Source organism: Thiocystis violacea (genome assembly GCF_016583575.1).
GTDB classification, from domain to species: Bacteria; Pseudomonadota; Gammaproteobacteria; order Chromatiales; family Chromatiaceae; genus Thiocystis; species Thiocystis violacea.
This window is the reverse complement of record NZ_NRRG01000005.1, coordinates 108,931-124,531: the sequence shown is the minus strand read 5'-3', so window position 1 is coordinate 124,531 and position 15,601 is coordinate 108,931. Positions and strand designations below refer to the sequence as shown.

Below are 15,601 nucleotides of genomic sequence, written 5' to 3'. Positions count from 1 at the left end.
GTCGCTGGAACCCACGATAACACCGGCGGCGGTGCGTGACCTTAGCCCTGTTCCTGGCAGTGTCCGTGAAAAACCGCCCCCAGTTCAAGTAAAGCCAAGGACCGGCGAGCGGCTTCCGACCGCGTCTCGATGAGGATCAGGACACGCCAGCCAAACGCACGGCCTCGTCCACGTCGACCGTGACCAGCCGCGAGACGCCCGGCTCGTGCATGGTGACGCCGAGCAGGTGGTGAGCGATCTCCATCGTCACCTTGTTGTGGCTGATGAAAACGAACTGCACCCGGTCCGACATCGAGCGCACCAACTCGCAGAAGCGCCCGACGTTGGCGTCGTCGAGCGGCGCGTCGACCTCGTCCAGCATGCAAAAGGGCGCGGGGTTGAGCTGGAAGATCGCGAAGACCAGGGACACGGCGGTCAGCGCCTTCTCGCCACCGGAGAGCAGATGGATGCTGGAGTTGCGCTTGCCCGGCGGACGCGCCATGACGGTGACGCCGGTCTCCAGCAGATCCTCGCCGGTCAGCTCCAGATAGGCATGCCCGCCGCCGAATAGCTTGGGGAAGAGTTGCTGGAAGCCATGATTGACCTGGTCATAGGTTTCCTTGAAACGGTTGCGCGTCTCGCGGTCGATCTTGCGGATCGCCTGCTCCAGGGTATCCAGTGAGCGGGAGATGTCGTCGTGCTGGGCGTCGAGATAGGTCTTGCGCTGGGATTGCTCCCTGAACTCCTCGACGGCCGCCAGGTTGACGGCCCCCAGCCGCTGGATACGCGCCCCGACCCTGGCCAGCTCTTCCTGCCAGACCGGCTCGCTCGCGACGGGATCCAGGGTTTCCAGCACGGCGCCTTGAGCGGTGCCGGCCTCGGCGAATTGCTCCTCGATCGTCCGCCGACGCACCAGGCGATCCTGGCGCTCCAGCCGCAGCGCATCCAGCCCGCGCTGACTCGCGTGCACCTCCTGCTCGGCGCGCTGGCGCTCCTGCTCCAATCCGCGCACTTCGGCCTCAAGCGACTCGCGCCGTTGACGGGCCTCAAGCAGATCCTCCTCGACCTCGACGCGACACGCCAGTTGCTCGTCGAGGCGCTCGCGCTGCTCGGCGAGCGGCTCGACACCCTCCTCCAGCGCGACCACCAGCTCGTCGCGGCGATCGAGCAGCTGTCGCTGCTGCTCATGGGCGCGCGCCTGACTGTGCTGGGTGACCTCCCGCGCCGCGCGATTCGACTCGACACGGATGCGCAACTCCTGGGTGCGATCGCGACAGGTCCGCTCCAGCGCTCGCCCCTCGGCGACCAGCGCCCGCAGCCGACCGCGCTCCTGCTCCATCGCCTCGCGCCGCTCGGCGATGGCGTCGATCTCGGCCAGGAACCCGTGCAGTCGCTCGCGCGCCTCCTCCATCTCGGCCAGGGCCTCGGCCGCCTGCTCCTTGAGATCCGCGCGCTCCTCCGACAGCGCGCGCCGTCGCTCCGCCTGGTGCTCGCGCCGGGTGCGCAAACCGCTGAGATCGGACCTCAGGGTCGACAGCTCGCGCGCCAGGACCGCCAACTCCTGGCCGACCGAGACCGACGCCCGATCCGCCTGGGCGCGCGCCTCGCGTAAATCGGACTCCTCGGCCAAGTACTCCGATTCACGGCCCAGCAAGGCATCGATCTCGGCACGCAGAGCCTGGATCGCCTCGGCGCGGGCCAGAACCCCCTCGCCACCATCGCCGGCCGGGGCGCGCAGCCAGTTCCACCCAACCCGAACGCCTTGCGGCGTCATCAGGGACTCGCCTGGCCCCAGGGTGTCACGGGCACGCAGCGCCTCGCCCAGGTCGCCGGCGACGCGCACGCCGCCGAGCAGGCTGTCGAGCGGCCAGGGCGCGCGCACGTAACGGCTCAGCCCCGGCCATGGCCCCTCCTCCATCGGGACCGCGCGACCGACCTCGATCCGATCCGAGGTATCGAGCAGAACCAACCCCGGCGGGAGTCCCTCGGGCGCCGCGCCCAAATGATCCAAGCCGTCGGTCCCGATGGCCCGCAACGCCTCGCCCAGAAGGGTTTCCACGGCCAGCTCCCAACCCGCGTCGACCTTGAGATGATCGATCAGGCGAGGAGCCTCGGCGAGACCCCGGCCGGCCAGCCAGGCATGACGATCGGCGTCCGTATCGACCAGCGCCGCCTCTTGCAGGGCCGTCAGCGAGGCCAGACGCCCCTTGGCCTCCTGAAGCCGGGTGCGCAGCCGGTCCATGGACTCGACCAGGGCGCGCAGCGCGCCGTCACGTTGCGCCAGTTCGTCGATCGAGCCCTGCCGGGACCGCTCCCGCTCGCCGAGGCGTTCCTCAAGGATCGCCTCGCGCTCGGCCAGTTCCTCCAGCCGCGCCCCGACATCGGCCTCCTCCAGGCGCTCGCTCTCCTCGTCCAGCCGGCGCAGACGCTCACGATCGCGCCCCAGGCCCTGCTCCAGCCCATTGAGACGGGCACGTTCGAGCTGCGCCTGCCCGGCTGGGCCAGCGGCGGCCTGGTTGAAGCCGTCCCATTCCGTCTCCCAGATCTTGAGCCGGTCCTCGACGGTCATGAGCGACCCGACCGCCTCGGCCAGCTCCGTCTCGGCGCGCTCCAGTTCGGGGCCATCCTGGGCGAGCGCCCGGTCGATCTCGGTCAGACGCTCGCGATCGCGTTCAAGATGACGCTCGGCCTCATAAAGCTCCTGCTCCAGGCGAACCAACTCCCCCTCGCGGCGCCCGCGCTCCTCGTTGGCGAACTGAATCGCCTGTTCGGCGCGCGCGATCTCGGCGCCAACCGCGTAGTAGCGCCCCTGCACCTCGTTGAAGGCGTCCGAGGCCGAGTTATAGTCCTCGCGCCGGGACTCGATGTCCGCCTCCAGCCGACGCTGTCTCGCGATCCCCTCCTGACCGATGTTTTCCGCCTCGGCCAGACGTCGGTCCATCGCCTGGATCTCGCCATCCAGCGCCCGCCAGCGCAGCGCCTTCAGCTCCAGGTCCAGACGCCGTTCCTCGGCCTTGAGCTGGCTGTACTTCTCGGCCGTCGCCGCCTGGCGTTCCAGGTGCTGCAACTGCTTGCCGACCTCCTCGCGGAGATCGTTCAGGCGATCCAGATTCTCGCGGGTATTGCGCATCCGGCTCTCGGTCTCGCGACGGCGCTCCTTGTACTTGGAGATGCCGGCGGCCTCTTCCAGAAAGAGACGCAGATCCTCGGGCCGGGCCTCGATGATCCGCGAGATCATCCCCTGCTCGATGATGGCGTAGGAGCGCGGCCCCAGACCGGTGCCGAGAAAGAGATCCTGGATGTCGCGGCGGCGGCAGCGCGATCCGTTCAGGAAGTAGGCGGACTGACCGTCACGCGAGACCTGCCGCTTGACCGAGATCTGATTGAAGGCCGCGTACTCACCGCCCGCGCCACCATCGCTGTTGTCGAAAATCATCTCGATACTCGCGACGCCGACCGGCTTACGCCCGGTACTGCCATTGAAAATGACATCGGCCATCGACTCGCCGCGCAGCATCTTGGCGGAACTCTCCCCCATCACCCAACGCACCGCGTCGATGACATTGGACTTGCCGCAGCCATTAGGCCCCACGATCCCGACCAGATTGCTGGGAAAGGACACGGTGGTTGGATCGACGAAGGATTTGAACCCCGCGAGCTTGATCCGTTCGAGTCTCATTAACGCCCTTCCCGTTCCGAGATACCCTCGGTTTTTTATCTTCCAAGCGGAAGGGTCATGCTACCTGGTTTTCAGGTTTTTGAGTCCTCCTCCCGTTCTGTTGCTCATCACCGATCAGTTACGAAATACACAGTTGGCGGGACTGGTTTAGAGCTTTTAAGCGACTGATCTATCGATGCCATACTTCCCCGAATCAGCCCGATTTTCCTCAGGGCGCGCGAACTGATAGGTGGTGAGGGAAGAGAACCGCGAGCAGCGACAGAATCGCGGTTGGGGATAGGAGCGGTCGGAGGGGACGTGGCACTGGGTTCACAGAATCCCTGTCGGTCTCCAGGCCCCCGATCCAACCGGGTCGCTCAGGCGGACGAGACCAGAATCCGCGTCATTCCGGGGGCCAGATCGAATTCGAAGGGCGTCGGCAGGAAGTCCATCGGCCAGTCGAGCGACACATCGCGCAGGGGGCCGGTCGAGCGGACGTGGCGATAGATGTCCTCGATGCGCAGATACTGACGGTTCCAGGGATCCTTGTTCAGCGCGAGCAGCGCCTCGCCAGTTCCCTTGGGGTGCGACTTGTGCAGGAGCAGCACCGATGGGTTGGAGCAATCGAGCCGCTCGATCGGCCCCTCGCTTTGAAAGACCGGATAGGTATCCTTGATGCGGTTGATCTGGGCGATCTCGTGGGTGAGGTCGAGATTGACCCCCTCCCATTGGTCCGGCCGGGTGTTGACCACGTCGAGACGGCTGCGGAAGCCGTATTCGAAACCGATCGGGATCATGACGCCGGAGGAGAAGAGCGCGGAGAAGAGATAGCGCTGTTTCATGGCGCGCGGATTGTTGCCGGACTCGCAGAAGAGTCGTTCAGTGTCATGGCTCTCGGGAAAGCTGATCGACGGGGCGATGTCCCGCGTCAGATTGTATTGATCGAGCAGCCAGGCCCCATCGAAATCCCACCACTTGGAGCTGTTGAAAATGGCGTCGAAACCGGCGCCGGCGGTCGCGCGGGTCTGCTCGGGCGAGCAGCCGAGGGTTTCGGCGACGAAGACGACGTCCGGACGCGCCTTGCGGGCGCGTGAGATCAGACGTTTCCAGAGATCATTGGGGAGCTGGTAGGCGGCATCGCAGCGGAAGCCGCGAAAGCCCAGATCGGCCATATGCTCGATGACCGAGTGGAGAAAGTCTTCCAGTCCCTTGCGATCCGAGGAATGGACATGATCGAACTGCGCCAGGTCATACCAGACTACCTTGCGCCCGTCCGCCTCCAGACAAAAGGGGTTGGCGATCTTGCCGCCCTCGCGCACGAACCACTCGGGGTGCTCCTTGACGAGCCGGGAGTCGACGGCGCAGTGATTGATGACCAGATCGATCATGGCCGACAGCCCCAGCCGATTGGCCTCGGCGATCATGGCGCGCACCTGGTCGTCTCCCGACAGGGGCGAGTCGGGGTTCAAGAAATCCGCGTTGATGGCGAAATAGTCGGCGATGGAGTAGAGACTGCCGGAGCGCCCGGTCTTCTGGATCGGATTGACGAACAGCCAGTCGAAGCCCATGCGCGCGGCGCGCTCCAGATGCGGTCCCCAGGCATCCAGTTGACCGGCGAGCCGCGGAAAGAGGTTGTAGATTTTCATCGTCGGGTCAGGCATTCCGAATGTAGTCGTAGATATTCAGGTAGTCCTGACCAGGCTGGTTCCAGGAATAATCGAACCGCATGGCGTTCTTCATCAGCTCGCGGAAATGCTCGGGGAAGCGGTCGTAGCAGTCGATCGCGCGCCCGAGCGCGGACTCCAGACCGGCGTTGTCGTAGTTGTTGAAGACGTAGCCGTTGCGTTCTCCCAGTGGACGGGAGGAATGATCCTTATCAAACACGGTATCCGCCAGTCCGCCCACGGCGCGCACCACCGGGATGGTGCCGTAACGCAGCGCGATGAGCTGGGTCAGACCGCAGGGCTCGAAGCGGCTCGGCACCAGCATCATGTCCGCCCCGGCATAGATGAGATGCGAGAGATCCTCGTCGAAGCCGATCTCAAGATGACAGTCGGGGCTGTCGTTGAGCATCTGCTTGAGGCCCCAGAAATCGGCGTTGATGCGATCGTCCGGACTCGACCCCAGCAGCACGAACTGGGCGCCGCGCTCCAGGGTGTGGAAGATGGCGTGACGCACCAGATCCAGTCCCTTTTGCGGGTCCAGCCGGCCGATGAAGGCGACGATCGCCTTTTCGTTGTCGGCCAGCATGAGACGCTGACGCAGGGCGCGCTTGTTCTCGTACTTGCGATCGAGGCTGTCGATCCCGTACTGAACCGGGATCTGGTGGTCGACCTCCGGGTTCCAGATGTCGTAGTCGATGCCGTTGACCACCCCGCCGTACTTGATGTGATGGGTATGCAGGGTCGGCTCCAGACCGAAGCCCTGGCCCTGATCCTTGGTCTCGAAGGCATAGCGCGGCGAGACGGTGGTGACGAAATTGGAGTAGACGATACCGCCCTTGAGCAGGTTGACCGCGTTGGGGTAACGGTTGTCGCCCAGCCGGGTGGGGCCGAGGAAATACTCCGGGCGGTGCAGGCCGGTGGCCTTGAGCAACTCCGGGCCGGTGACGCCCTGATGGGCGAAGTTGTGAATGGTCAGACAGGCCCTGGGATGCGTCATCCCGAGCGACTGATAGATCTCGTAGAGAAACACCGGCACCAGGGCGGTCTGCCAGTCGTGACAGTGGATCACGTCCGGATGCTTGCCGGACTTCCAGAGGAACTCAATCGCGGCGCGCGAGAAGAAGGCGTAACGCAAAACGTCGTCACGGAAGCCGTAGATGCCGTGGCGATTGAAGAAATTGTCCGGCGAGTGCGGCTCGATGAAGAAGCACTTGCGGTTATGCACGAACCCGAAGAAGACGGTGCAGTGAATGGCCCCGTCGAACCAGGGAACCCAGAGATCCTTGTAGACCTCCTGCAGGTCGAAGATCTGGTCGTAACGCATCGAGGCGTACTTGGGCAGGATGATCTCGACATGGTTGCCGCGAATCGCCAGCTCACGTGTCAGGCCGAAGACCACGTCGGCCAGACCGCCGACCTTGGCCACCGCCGCCAGCTCGGGCGTGATGTGGACGATGAAGAGGCTCGGGCGCGAGGGGGCCGGCGGCGGCGGAGGCGGCGGCTCCCAATAGGGTTCGGGTAAAGGCTCCGGAACGGGCTCGGGCGCGGGTTCCGGCACGGTTTCGGGCACCGCCGACACGACCTCCGGGATCGGCGTCGCCACCGTCTCGGGCTCGACGAAGACGTTCGAAATGGGCGGCGTCCCCAACGACTGGCTGGAAGGCTCCAGTGCGCGCGCGGGCGTCTCCGGAATCGCAGTGGACGCCGACAGGCCGGACGAGACGATGGGCTTCTCGACCGGCGCCAGACTCGCGGACAGCTCCGGCTCGACCGGAATCGGCTCGACGACCGGCGTCCTGGGCACGATGGCCCCAGCCGTCGCCGCGACCGTCTCGGGGACCGCGCGCGTCGAATCCATGGCGTCGGACGCCGTGGATGTCTTGCGGGCCGCCGTTTTCTTGATGACCGGAGTCATGGTCTTGCCGGGATCCGTCCCCTTGGTTCGATCGGTGGGCGCCGTGACTGTGGTTGGCGGTGGGGAGGACTCCGGCGCGCGCGCGGCCTCGGGAACCGCGTCCTTCGGCGCGCCCTTGCGCGGAGTCTTATCCTGTTTGGGGCCAGTCGGCTTCTTCGCCATTCGCTCGGTTCCTACAGCGTTATCGGGTCGTGTAAAGGCAGGATTCGGATCGAGTCATTCTGCCACGAAGGGCGGTCAGGGTCGCGCGCTTGTGGGTCCGTCCGCGCGCATCCACCCTGGCGCCCGAGTGGCCAAGCCCGGTCTCGGGATCAGTGACCGCGCGTGTTGAAGGCGACATTCCAGCGTTCGTCCCCCCCGTCCACCGGGAAGGCGCTCAGCTCCAGGGTGCCGACCTCGGTCACGACCGCCTGCAAGCGCACCGCGACCACCTCGCCCTTCTTGCGGTCCTCGGCGGTCAGGATGGTCTGGATCTCGTCGAGCTCGGCGAGCTCGTCGTCGCGCCATTCGTCGAGCAGATCGCCGACCTGGTCCTCGCGGCGTACGCTGGAGCTGAAGAAGTGGAAACGCACCGGCTCGCCCACCACCAGCCCGAACTCCTGAGGCGGCGCGACCGGCTCCGAGCCTTCCTCCAGACCGAAGGGCACCAGACAGAGCGCCTGAAGCTCCGGCTCCATCCCCGGCACGGCGGGCATGGCGCTCTCCACGCCGACATAGTAGGTGTGCGAGGTGCCGCCACGGATCCGCACGCCGCCATGACGACGCACATGGGCGTAAAAGGCGGCGCCGCGAGCGACCGCCAGATCCAGATCGCGCGCCTCCAGCAGACGCGCGGGCGGCGCCCGATCGGCCTCCAGCCACTGATTGAGAACCTCCAGCACCCGCTCGCGCAGGAGCCTGGCCTTGAAGACGCCGCCATTGAAGAGGACGGCGGTCGGGCGCAGGAAGCTGGCGTCCGGATGCTGTTCGACGAATCCGGCCAGTTCCTGGGTCGCGCCCGTCTGGCGTCCCAGGAAGGCGGCCAGATGGCGGGTGACCGCCGGATCCTGCGCATAGGGCAGACCGACCTTGGTCAAGGCCCCGCGCGCGCGGCTGGCCGGCCGGCTGCTGGAGGCGACCGCCGGGAAGAAGCCCTCGATCAGGCTGGTCTGGACCTCCTCGCGGGTCAGCTCGGTACGGATGCTGCCGCCGATCAGACGCGAGCCACGGCTCGGCACCACCACGGGCACGCGCTCCAGGTCGGGATCGGCGAGCAGCGCCTCCTTGGCCTGACGACAGCCATGGGTCAGGGCCTGCAACTGCCAGCGATCCAGCTCGACCCCGGTCTGAGCGAGCTTGTTTCTGAGGATGTAGGCCAGCGCCAGATCCATGTTGTCGCCGCCGAGCAGGATGTGCTCGCCAACCGCGACCCGGTTGAGTTCAAGCGCGCCATCGTTCTCCGTGACGGCGATCAGCGAGAGATCCGTGGTGCCGCCGCCGACGTCCACCACCAGGATGACATCGCCCAGACTCACCTGATCGCGCCACTCGCCCCGGCTGTCGTTGACCCAACTGTAGAGCGCCGCCTGGGGCTCCTCCAGGAGGACCAGATGCTGGATGCCGATCGCCTTGGCCGCCTCGGCGGTCAGCTCGCGCGCCGCCGGATCGAAGGAGGCCGGCACCGTGACCGTGATCTCCTGGCGCTCGAACGGTTCGTAAGGCCGCAGACCGTTCCAGGCATTGCGCAGATGGGCCAGGTAATGAATGGTCGCCTCGAAGGGCGAAACCTGGGGGATTTCGTCAGGCGCCCCGGCCGGCAGGATGGGCGCCTTGCGGTCGACGTCCGGGTGGCAGAGCCAGCTCTTGGCGCTGGAGACCAGCCGGATCGGTGTGGTGGCACCCTGAGCGCGGGCCAACTCGCCGACCACCCGGCTCGGGTCGCCCTGCCAGGGCAGGCCCAGATCGCCGGAGCGGAATTCCTCCTCGTGCGGCAGATAGAGAAAGGAGGGCAGCAGGGTCCGGGATTCCACCGCGCCGGGCGAGACGAGCTGAGGGATGGCGAGCATCTCCTGAACGATGTCCTCGCCCTCGCTCTTCTCCGAATCCACGCAGGAGAGGGCACAGTGAGTGGTCCCGAGATCGATCCCGATGGCGTAACGCGACCCGCTCACAGCTCCACCTCCGCCGGTGCGAGAATCCGGAGATCATGGCCGCCGGCGATCCGGGGCAGCCGGGTTTCGACCACGCGCCAGCCGCGATGCATGAGCGCGCCGGAGAAGGGCGGATCCCCGACGACCTGGCCGGTGGGGCGCACGGAGGCGGCGTCGAATCCGGGTTGCAGGGTCACGCGGCTACCCTCGGGCTCCTCGCGGACCGGGACGATGCTCAGATAGTCCTGGATCACCTTCCGGCAACCCTGATGCACGACCCGCGCGGCGCTGCCGACCTCCTGATCCGAGTAGCCCTGGATATCCTCGTGCAGGAAGTCCACCAGACGCCCCTCCTTCTGCAGCAGCCCGAGCAGCAGCAGAGCCGCGTCGGGCGCCGCCTCGGCCAGGGGAACGGAGGCGGGCGCCGCCGGCCAGGCCGCCGGATGCACTGGAGTCGCCCGCGCCAGCGCGGCGACCGAGCGCGCGAAATCGGGATCCTTCAGGACACGTCGAAAGCTGCCAAAGGCGATGAACACCCGTCGAAAGAAAGACGGCGCCGGTGATGACATGCGGGATTTCCTCTTGGAGCAGGCGTTGAAGAATGGGGATGAATAGATCGGGGCAGACCGACAGGACAGAGGCCGCAGGGCGAGTCGGGCTCAAGCGAACGGCCAGGTCGGGGCCATGGATCGACCGAAATCAGGTCGCCTATTGTAAGGCCCCGGACGCGCCGTGACATAATCCGCCCGACCAATCCGGTTTCAACCTCCGCCGATCGGTGCGAATCCCAGCCGCCATGAAGTCCCAGACCGCCGACCGACCGACCGCCCCCCAGCGTCACGAGATGATCGCGATCGCCGCCTACTACCTCGCCGAACATCGCGGCTTCGCGCCAGGAGATGCGAACGCCGACTGGTTCGAGGCCGAGCGCGCGATCGACGCCATGATCGCCGACCGTCGGCTCTCCAGCGCCACCAACAACGAGACCCGACATCGGATCATCCGCAACGCCCTGGTGCTCCAGAGCGAGGAGCGGGACTGAGACGGCCGTCCGTCGAACGCTACCCGCTCGACGACGCGCGAGAGTACCCTAGCGGGATGGAACATCAAGCACGCAAACGTTTTGGCCAAAACTTCCTGCATGACCCCTTGGTCATCCAGCGTATCCACGGTGCCATCGGTGCCCGACCGGGCGAGCGGCTGGTGGAGATCGGCCCCGGCCAGGGCGCCATCACCCAGGGTCTGTTGAGCGCTGCCGGGACGCTCGATGTCGTGGAGCTGGATCGCGACCTGATCGAGCCACTGCGTCGGCGACTGGCCGCCCATGGCGACCTGCGCATCCACAACGCCGACGCGCTGAATTTCGATCTGTGCGCCCTGACCGGCGGGGACGAACGGCTGCGACTGGTCGGCAACCTGCCCTACAACATCTCGACCCCATTGCTCTTCCGTTTTCTCGAACAGCTCGATTGTCTCCACGACCTGCACCTCATGCTCCAGAAGGAGGTGGTGGACCGGATCGCGGCCGACCCAGGCGACAAGACCTACGGTCGACTCTCGGTCATGGTCCAGAGTCGATGCGAGGCGAGCTGTCTGTTCCGCATCGGTCCGGGGGCCTTCACCCCGGCCCCCAAGGTCGAGTCCGCCTTTCTGCGATTGCGCCCGCTGCGCCCGCCGCTTCATCCGATAGAGGATCCCGACCTACACGCCCGCATCGTCAAGGCGGCCTTCGGGCAAAGGCGCAAGACCCTGCGCAACAGCCTGTCCGGACTGATCGAGCCCGAGCAGCTTCGGGAGGCCGGCATCGACCCGATCCTGAGGGCGGAGAACCTGGATGTCGCCAGTTACGCGCGACTGGCGAACCTGGCTTGCAAATCCGTGACAGGGGACTGAAATAGACCGCTTTTGATCAGGGTATTCCGAGGGGGAGGCTAACGGCATGCTGGACGAAGACATCGTGGAGAAAGACAGCGACGACGACGATGAGTCGGCGCCGATTCAACTCGCGCGCGCCAACGACGTGCTGCCCACGGAAATCCACCTCCTGCCCGTCGCCTCGCGGCCCTTCTTTCCGGGTCAGGCGGTCCCCCTGATGATGACCGCCGAACATTGGGCACCGACCATGAAGGCGGTAACCGATACCGAGCACAAGATCCTGGGCGTGGTGCTGGTGGACAGCGAAACCTCGGAAGAGGCGACGGTCGCGCACTTCCGACCCATCGGCACCGCCTGCCGGGTCCATCGCATCCATCAGCAGGATGGGCACCTGCAAGTCCTGGTGGAATGTCTCCAGCGCTTTCGCATCGACGGCTGGACCCATCCGGAGACGCCCTTTCGCGCCCGTGTCGGCTATCTCCCCGAGCCCGAGGGTCCGCCCAACGGCGACGTCAAGGCTTATGCCATGGCGGTCATCAACACCATCAAGGAATTGCTGCCGCTCAATCCGCTCTACGTGGAAGAGCTGCGGATGTTCCTGGACCGCTTTGGCCCCGAGGATCCCTCGCATCTGTCCGACTTCGCCGCCAGCCTGACCACCTCGACCAAGGAACAGTTGCAGGAGGTGCTGGAGATCCTGCCGCTGCTGCCGCGCATGGAAAAGGTACTGGTTCTGCTCAACAACGAGCTCGAACTCGCCCGCGCCCAGCAGAAGATCCGGCGCACGGTCGAGGAGAAGATGCACAAGCAGCAGCGCGAGTTCTTCCTGCGCGAGCAGCTCAAGGCGATCCAGAAGGAGCTGGGCATCGCCAAGGACGACCGCACCGCCGAGATCGACAAGTTCCGCGCCCGCCTGGAGAAGTTGACCCTGACCGAGCAGGCGGGCAAGCGGGTCGAGGAAGAGCTGGACAAGATGGGCATGCTGGAGACCGGCTCGCCCGAGTACGCGGTCACCCGCAACTATCTGGACTGGATCACCCTGCTGCCCTGGGGCCAGCACTCGGGCGACATCCTGGATCTCAAGCGCGCGCGCCGTATCCTGGACCGCGACCATTACGGGCTGGAGGACGTCAAGGAGCGCATCCTGGAGTTCCTCGCGGTCGGCATCCACAAGGGCGCGATCGCCGGCTCCATCATCCTACTGGTCGGCCCGCCAGGCGTCGGCAAGACCTCCATCGGTCACTCCATCGCCGACGCCCTGGGGCGGCGCTTCTACCGCTTCTCGGTCGGCGGCATCCGTGACGAGGCCGAGATCAAGGGCCATCGCCGCACCTACATCGGCGCCATGCCGGGCAAGTTCCTCCAGGCGATGAAGGACGCCGGCACCGCCAATCCTGTGATCCTGCTCGACGAGATCGACAAGGTCGGGGCCTCCTACCACGGCGACCCGGCCTCGGCCCTGCTGGAGGTGCTGGACCCGGAACAGAACAGCGAATTCCTGGATCACTATCTGGATCTGCGCTTCGATCTCTCCAAGGTGCTCTTCGTCTGCACCGCCAACCAGCTCGACAGTATTCCCGGTCCCCTACTCGACCGCATGGAGGTCATCAAGCTCTCCGGCTACATCGCCGAGGAAAAACTCCAGATCGCTAAGAAGTATCTGCTGCCGCGCCAGATCGATCGGGCCGGACTGGGCAAGAAGGCGGTCAAGCTCGACAGCAAGACGTTGCGCGCGCTCATCGAGGGCTACGCGCGCGACGCCGGGGTGCGCCGGCTGGAGAAGCAGCTCGGCAAGATCGTGCGCAAGATCGCGGTGCGGATGCTGGAGGGGGCGGAGACCCCGATCCGGATCGAGGAGCCGGACCTCAAGTCCTATCTCGGCAGCCCGGTCTTCCGCGACGAGCGCAAGCTCTCCGGCCCCGGCGTCGTCACCGGGCTGGCCTGGACCGCCATGGGCGGCGCGACCCTATCGATCGAGGCCGCCCGCACCCATAGCTTCACGCGAGGCTTCAAGTTGACCGGCCAACTTGGCGATGTCATGAAGGAGTCCGCCGAGATCGCCTACGGCTATCTGGTCAGCCACGCCAAGGCGCTCGGCGCCGATCCCGATTTCTTCGAGAAGGCCTTCATCCACGTCCATGTGCCCGCCGGCGCCACCCCCAAGGACGGTCCGTCCGCCGGTATCACCATGACCTCGGCCCTGCTCTCGCTCGCGCGCGACCAAGCCATCCGCCGCCTCGCCATGACCGGCGAGATCACACTCACCGGCGAGGTCTTCCCGGTCGGTGGCATCCGCGAGAAGCTCATCGCCGCGCGCCGCGCCGGCCTCAAGGAAATCATCCTGCCGGAGGACAACCGGGGCGATTTCGAGGAGGTTCCGGAGCATGTGCGCAAGGGGCTGAAGGTCCACTTCGCCTCGCGTTACGAGGATGTGCTGCCCCTGCTCTTTTAGACCGCCCCCAGGTAGACCGCCCCAGGGGCGCCGGCTAGGATTTCAGCGCCTCGACATCCCGGTCGCGCATCCCGAGCAGATAGAGAATGCCGTCGAGGCCCACGTTGGCGATGGAGTGCCGGGCCTGGGCGGTGACGATGGGCTTGGCGTGGAAGGCGATGCCGAGCCCGGCGATGGCGAGCATCGGCAGGTCGTTGGCCCCGTCGCCGACGGCGATCACCTGCTCCAGCCGGATGCCCTCGCGTTCGGCGATCTCGCGCAGCAGCTCGGCCTTGCGGGCGCCGTCGATGATCTCGCCCGAGACCTCCCCGGTCAGCCGGCCATCCCTGAACTCCAGCCGGTTGGCGTGAACGTAGTCGATGCCGAAGCGCCGTTGCAGATGCTCGGCGAAATAGGTGAAGCCACCCGAGAGGATGGCGATCTTGTAGCCCAGCCGCTTGAGCGCGGCGATGAGTCGATCCGCCCCCTCGGTGATGGGGAGCCGTTCGGCGATCCCGGCCAGCACCGACTCGTCCAAGCCCTCCAGCAGGGCCATGCGGCGACGGAAGCTCTCCTGAAAGTCCAGCTCACCGCGCATCGCCGCTTCGGTGATGGCCACGACCTGGGGTCCGACCCCGGCTGCGGCAGCCAGTTCGTCGATCACCTCGGTCTGGATCAGGGTCGAGTCCATGTCGAAACAGACCAGACGCCGGTTGCGGCGGAAGATATCGTCCTCCTGCACCGAAACGTCCACGTCCATCAGCCGGCCCAGCGCCAGCAGGGCGGCGTGCAACTCGGCGAGATCGGCCACCGCCCCGCGCACCGACAGCTCGACCGAGGCGAGCGGATGGGGCCGCTCGTCCCGGCGCGAGATACGGCCGGTCAGGCGGACGATCCGGTCCACGTTGAGCCCCCGCTCCGCCACCGCGGCGGAGACCTGGGCCAGATGCTCGGCATCGATCTCGCGGCCAAGCAGGGTCAGGATGTGTCTCGGCTGGCCCTGTTCGAGCACCCAGTCCTCGTAATCGTCCGCGGCGATGGGGGTGAAACGGATGTCCAGCCCCATTCCGTGCGCGCTGAAGAGCAACTCCCGAAAGACCCCGCACTCGCCGCCCTCGCGCGGCAGCTCCACCAGCAGGCCCAGGGCCAGGGCGTTGTGGATGGTCGACTGGCCGATATCCAGCACCGGGACATGGAAGCGGGCGAGGATCCGGGTTAGGGCCGCGGTGATGCCCGGACGGTCCTCGCCCGTGACGTTGATCAGGACGATTTCGCTCATTTTGGATTCGCCTAGGAATTCGCCGAACGACGAACGCTGAAGGAGATCCCTTCGCGGGCCTTCAGATGCGCGACAACGGCGAAGAGATTATCCGCGCGCGGATTGCCCTGATGGCTGAGCATCCGCATCAAGCTTTTGGGACTCTTGTGAAGTTGTACGCCAAGCTGTTCGAAGCCGAGAGTCGCGTTCACATAGTCACGCAACAGCACCTTGCCGGTCTCGATGTCCGCGCTCAGAAAGGCCTCAAGGGATTCCTGAAGCAGGGCAATACGAAACTCCGGATCGCGCTCGGCGCGAGCCTTAATCGTATCCTTGAAGTCCCTCGTCAGCGCCATCCGCTCAGTCTCCTGCCTGTTTTCGGTTTTTGTAGTCGCGCCAATACATCTTGGCCAGCTCGATATCGCGCGGCTGGCGTTTCTTCGTACCACCCACCAAAAGTATCAGAAGCCTGCGACCATCCTGACCGAAATAGATCCGATATCCAGGACCGACGTCGATCCGGCGTTCGGAAACACCCTCGCCAACCGGCTTCACATCCCCTTGATTTCCGGTCTCGATCCGGGCAATGACGGTACGAATCCTGGCCGCGGTTTGGGCGTCAAGTTCATCGAACCAGTCAGCGAATGGACAACGACCTTCCCTGGTCTCGTACTGGACGATCTCGATCATGC

11 protein-coding genes are annotated in these 15,601 nt (G+C 65.7%); 3 read left to right on the top strand and 8 right to left on the bottom strand.

The window, feature by feature from the left end; all coding sequences use genetic code 11:
• Positions 1-136: 136 nt before the first annotated feature.
• The 5 genes from smc to CKO27_RS04535 form a co-directional block, all read right to left on the bottom strand.
• Positions 137-3,658, bottom strand: coding sequence for a chromosome segregation protein SMC (gene smc / locus CKO27_RS04555; RefSeq protein ID WP_200373696.1), 3,522 nt, complete (start codon positions 3,656-3,658; stop codon positions 137-139).
• Between the two features lie 356 nt (positions 3,659-4,014).
• Positions 4,015-5,283, bottom strand: coding sequence for an alpha-amylase family glycosyl hydrolase (locus CKO27_RS04550; protein WP_200373695.1), 1,269 nt, complete (start codon positions 5,281-5,283; stop codon positions 4,015-4,017).
• 7 nt (positions 5,284-5,290) lie between these two features.
• Positions 5,291-7,378 carry a glycogen synthase gene (locus CKO27_RS04545; RefSeq protein ID WP_242470723.1) on the bottom strand — a complete coding sequence of 696 codons (2,088 nt, stop codon included), beginning with the start codon at positions 7,376-7,378 and terminating at the stop codon, positions 5,291-5,293.
• Between the two features lie 149 nt (positions 7,379-7,527).
• A complete protein-coding gene (locus CKO27_RS04540; protein ID WP_200373694.1) occupies positions 7,528-9,366 on the bottom strand; it encodes an Hsp70 family protein in 1,839 nt (612 codons plus the stop codon).
• Positions 9,363-9,914, bottom strand: coding sequence for a DUF2760 domain-containing protein (locus tag CKO27_RS04535; protein ID WP_200373693.1), 552 nt, complete (start codon positions 9,912-9,914; stop codon positions 9,363-9,365). The genes CKO27_RS04540 and CKO27_RS04535 overlap by 4 nt, the downstream gene beginning before the upstream one ends.
• 227 nt (positions 9,915-10,141) lie before the next feature.
• On the opposite strand from CKO27_RS04535, the gene CKO27_RS04530 reads away from it, so the two are divergent.
• From CKO27_RS04530 to lon, 3 genes are read left to right on the top strand one after another with little or no spacing between them, the layout of a single operon-like run.
• On the top strand, positions 10,142-10,387 hold the full coding sequence (locus tag CKO27_RS04530; RefSeq protein WP_200373692.1) for a DUF2934 domain-containing protein: 246 nt from the start codon (positions 10,142-10,144) through the stop codon (positions 10,385-10,387).
• Between the two features lie 56 nt (positions 10,388-10,443).
• Positions 10,444-11,238, top strand: a complete 795-nt coding sequence (gene rsmA, locus CKO27_RS04525) for a 16S rRNA (adenine(1518)-N(6)/adenine(1519)-N(6))-dimethyltransferase RsmA (protein ID WP_200373691.1) — start codon at positions 10,444-10,446, stop codon at positions 11,236-11,238.
• 46 nt (positions 11,239-11,284) lie between these two features.
• A complete protein-coding gene (lon, locus tag CKO27_RS04520; protein WP_200373690.1) occupies positions 11,285-13,672 on the top strand; it encodes an endopeptidase La in 2,388 nt (795 codons plus the stop codon).
• Between the two features lie 34 nt (positions 13,673-13,706).
• On the opposite strand, the gene serB is transcribed toward lon, so the two are convergent.
• From serB to CKO27_RS04505, 3 genes are read right to left on the bottom strand one after another with little or no spacing between them, the layout of a single operon-like run.
• The gene (serB, locus tag CKO27_RS04515) at positions 13,707-14,930 is read right to left on the bottom strand and encodes a phosphoserine phosphatase SerB (protein ID WP_200373689.1); all 1,224 of its coding nucleotides are present in this window, start codon (positions 14,928-14,930) and stop codon (positions 13,707-13,709) included.
• 11 nt (positions 14,931-14,941) lie between these two features.
• Positions 14,942-15,265: a helix-turn-helix domain-containing transcriptional regulator gene (locus CKO27_RS04510; protein ID WP_200373688.1), complete on the bottom strand. Its 324-nt coding sequence runs from the start codon at positions 15,263-15,265 to the stop codon at positions 14,942-14,944.
• A 4-nt stretch (positions 15,266-15,269) separates the two neighbouring features.
• Complete coding sequence (locus CKO27_RS04505; RefSeq protein WP_200373687.1) at positions 15,270-15,599, bottom strand: type II toxin-antitoxin system RelE/ParE family toxin; 330 nt, start codon at positions 15,597-15,599, stop codon at positions 15,270-15,272.
• Positions 15,600-15,601: the final 2 nt, after the last annotated feature.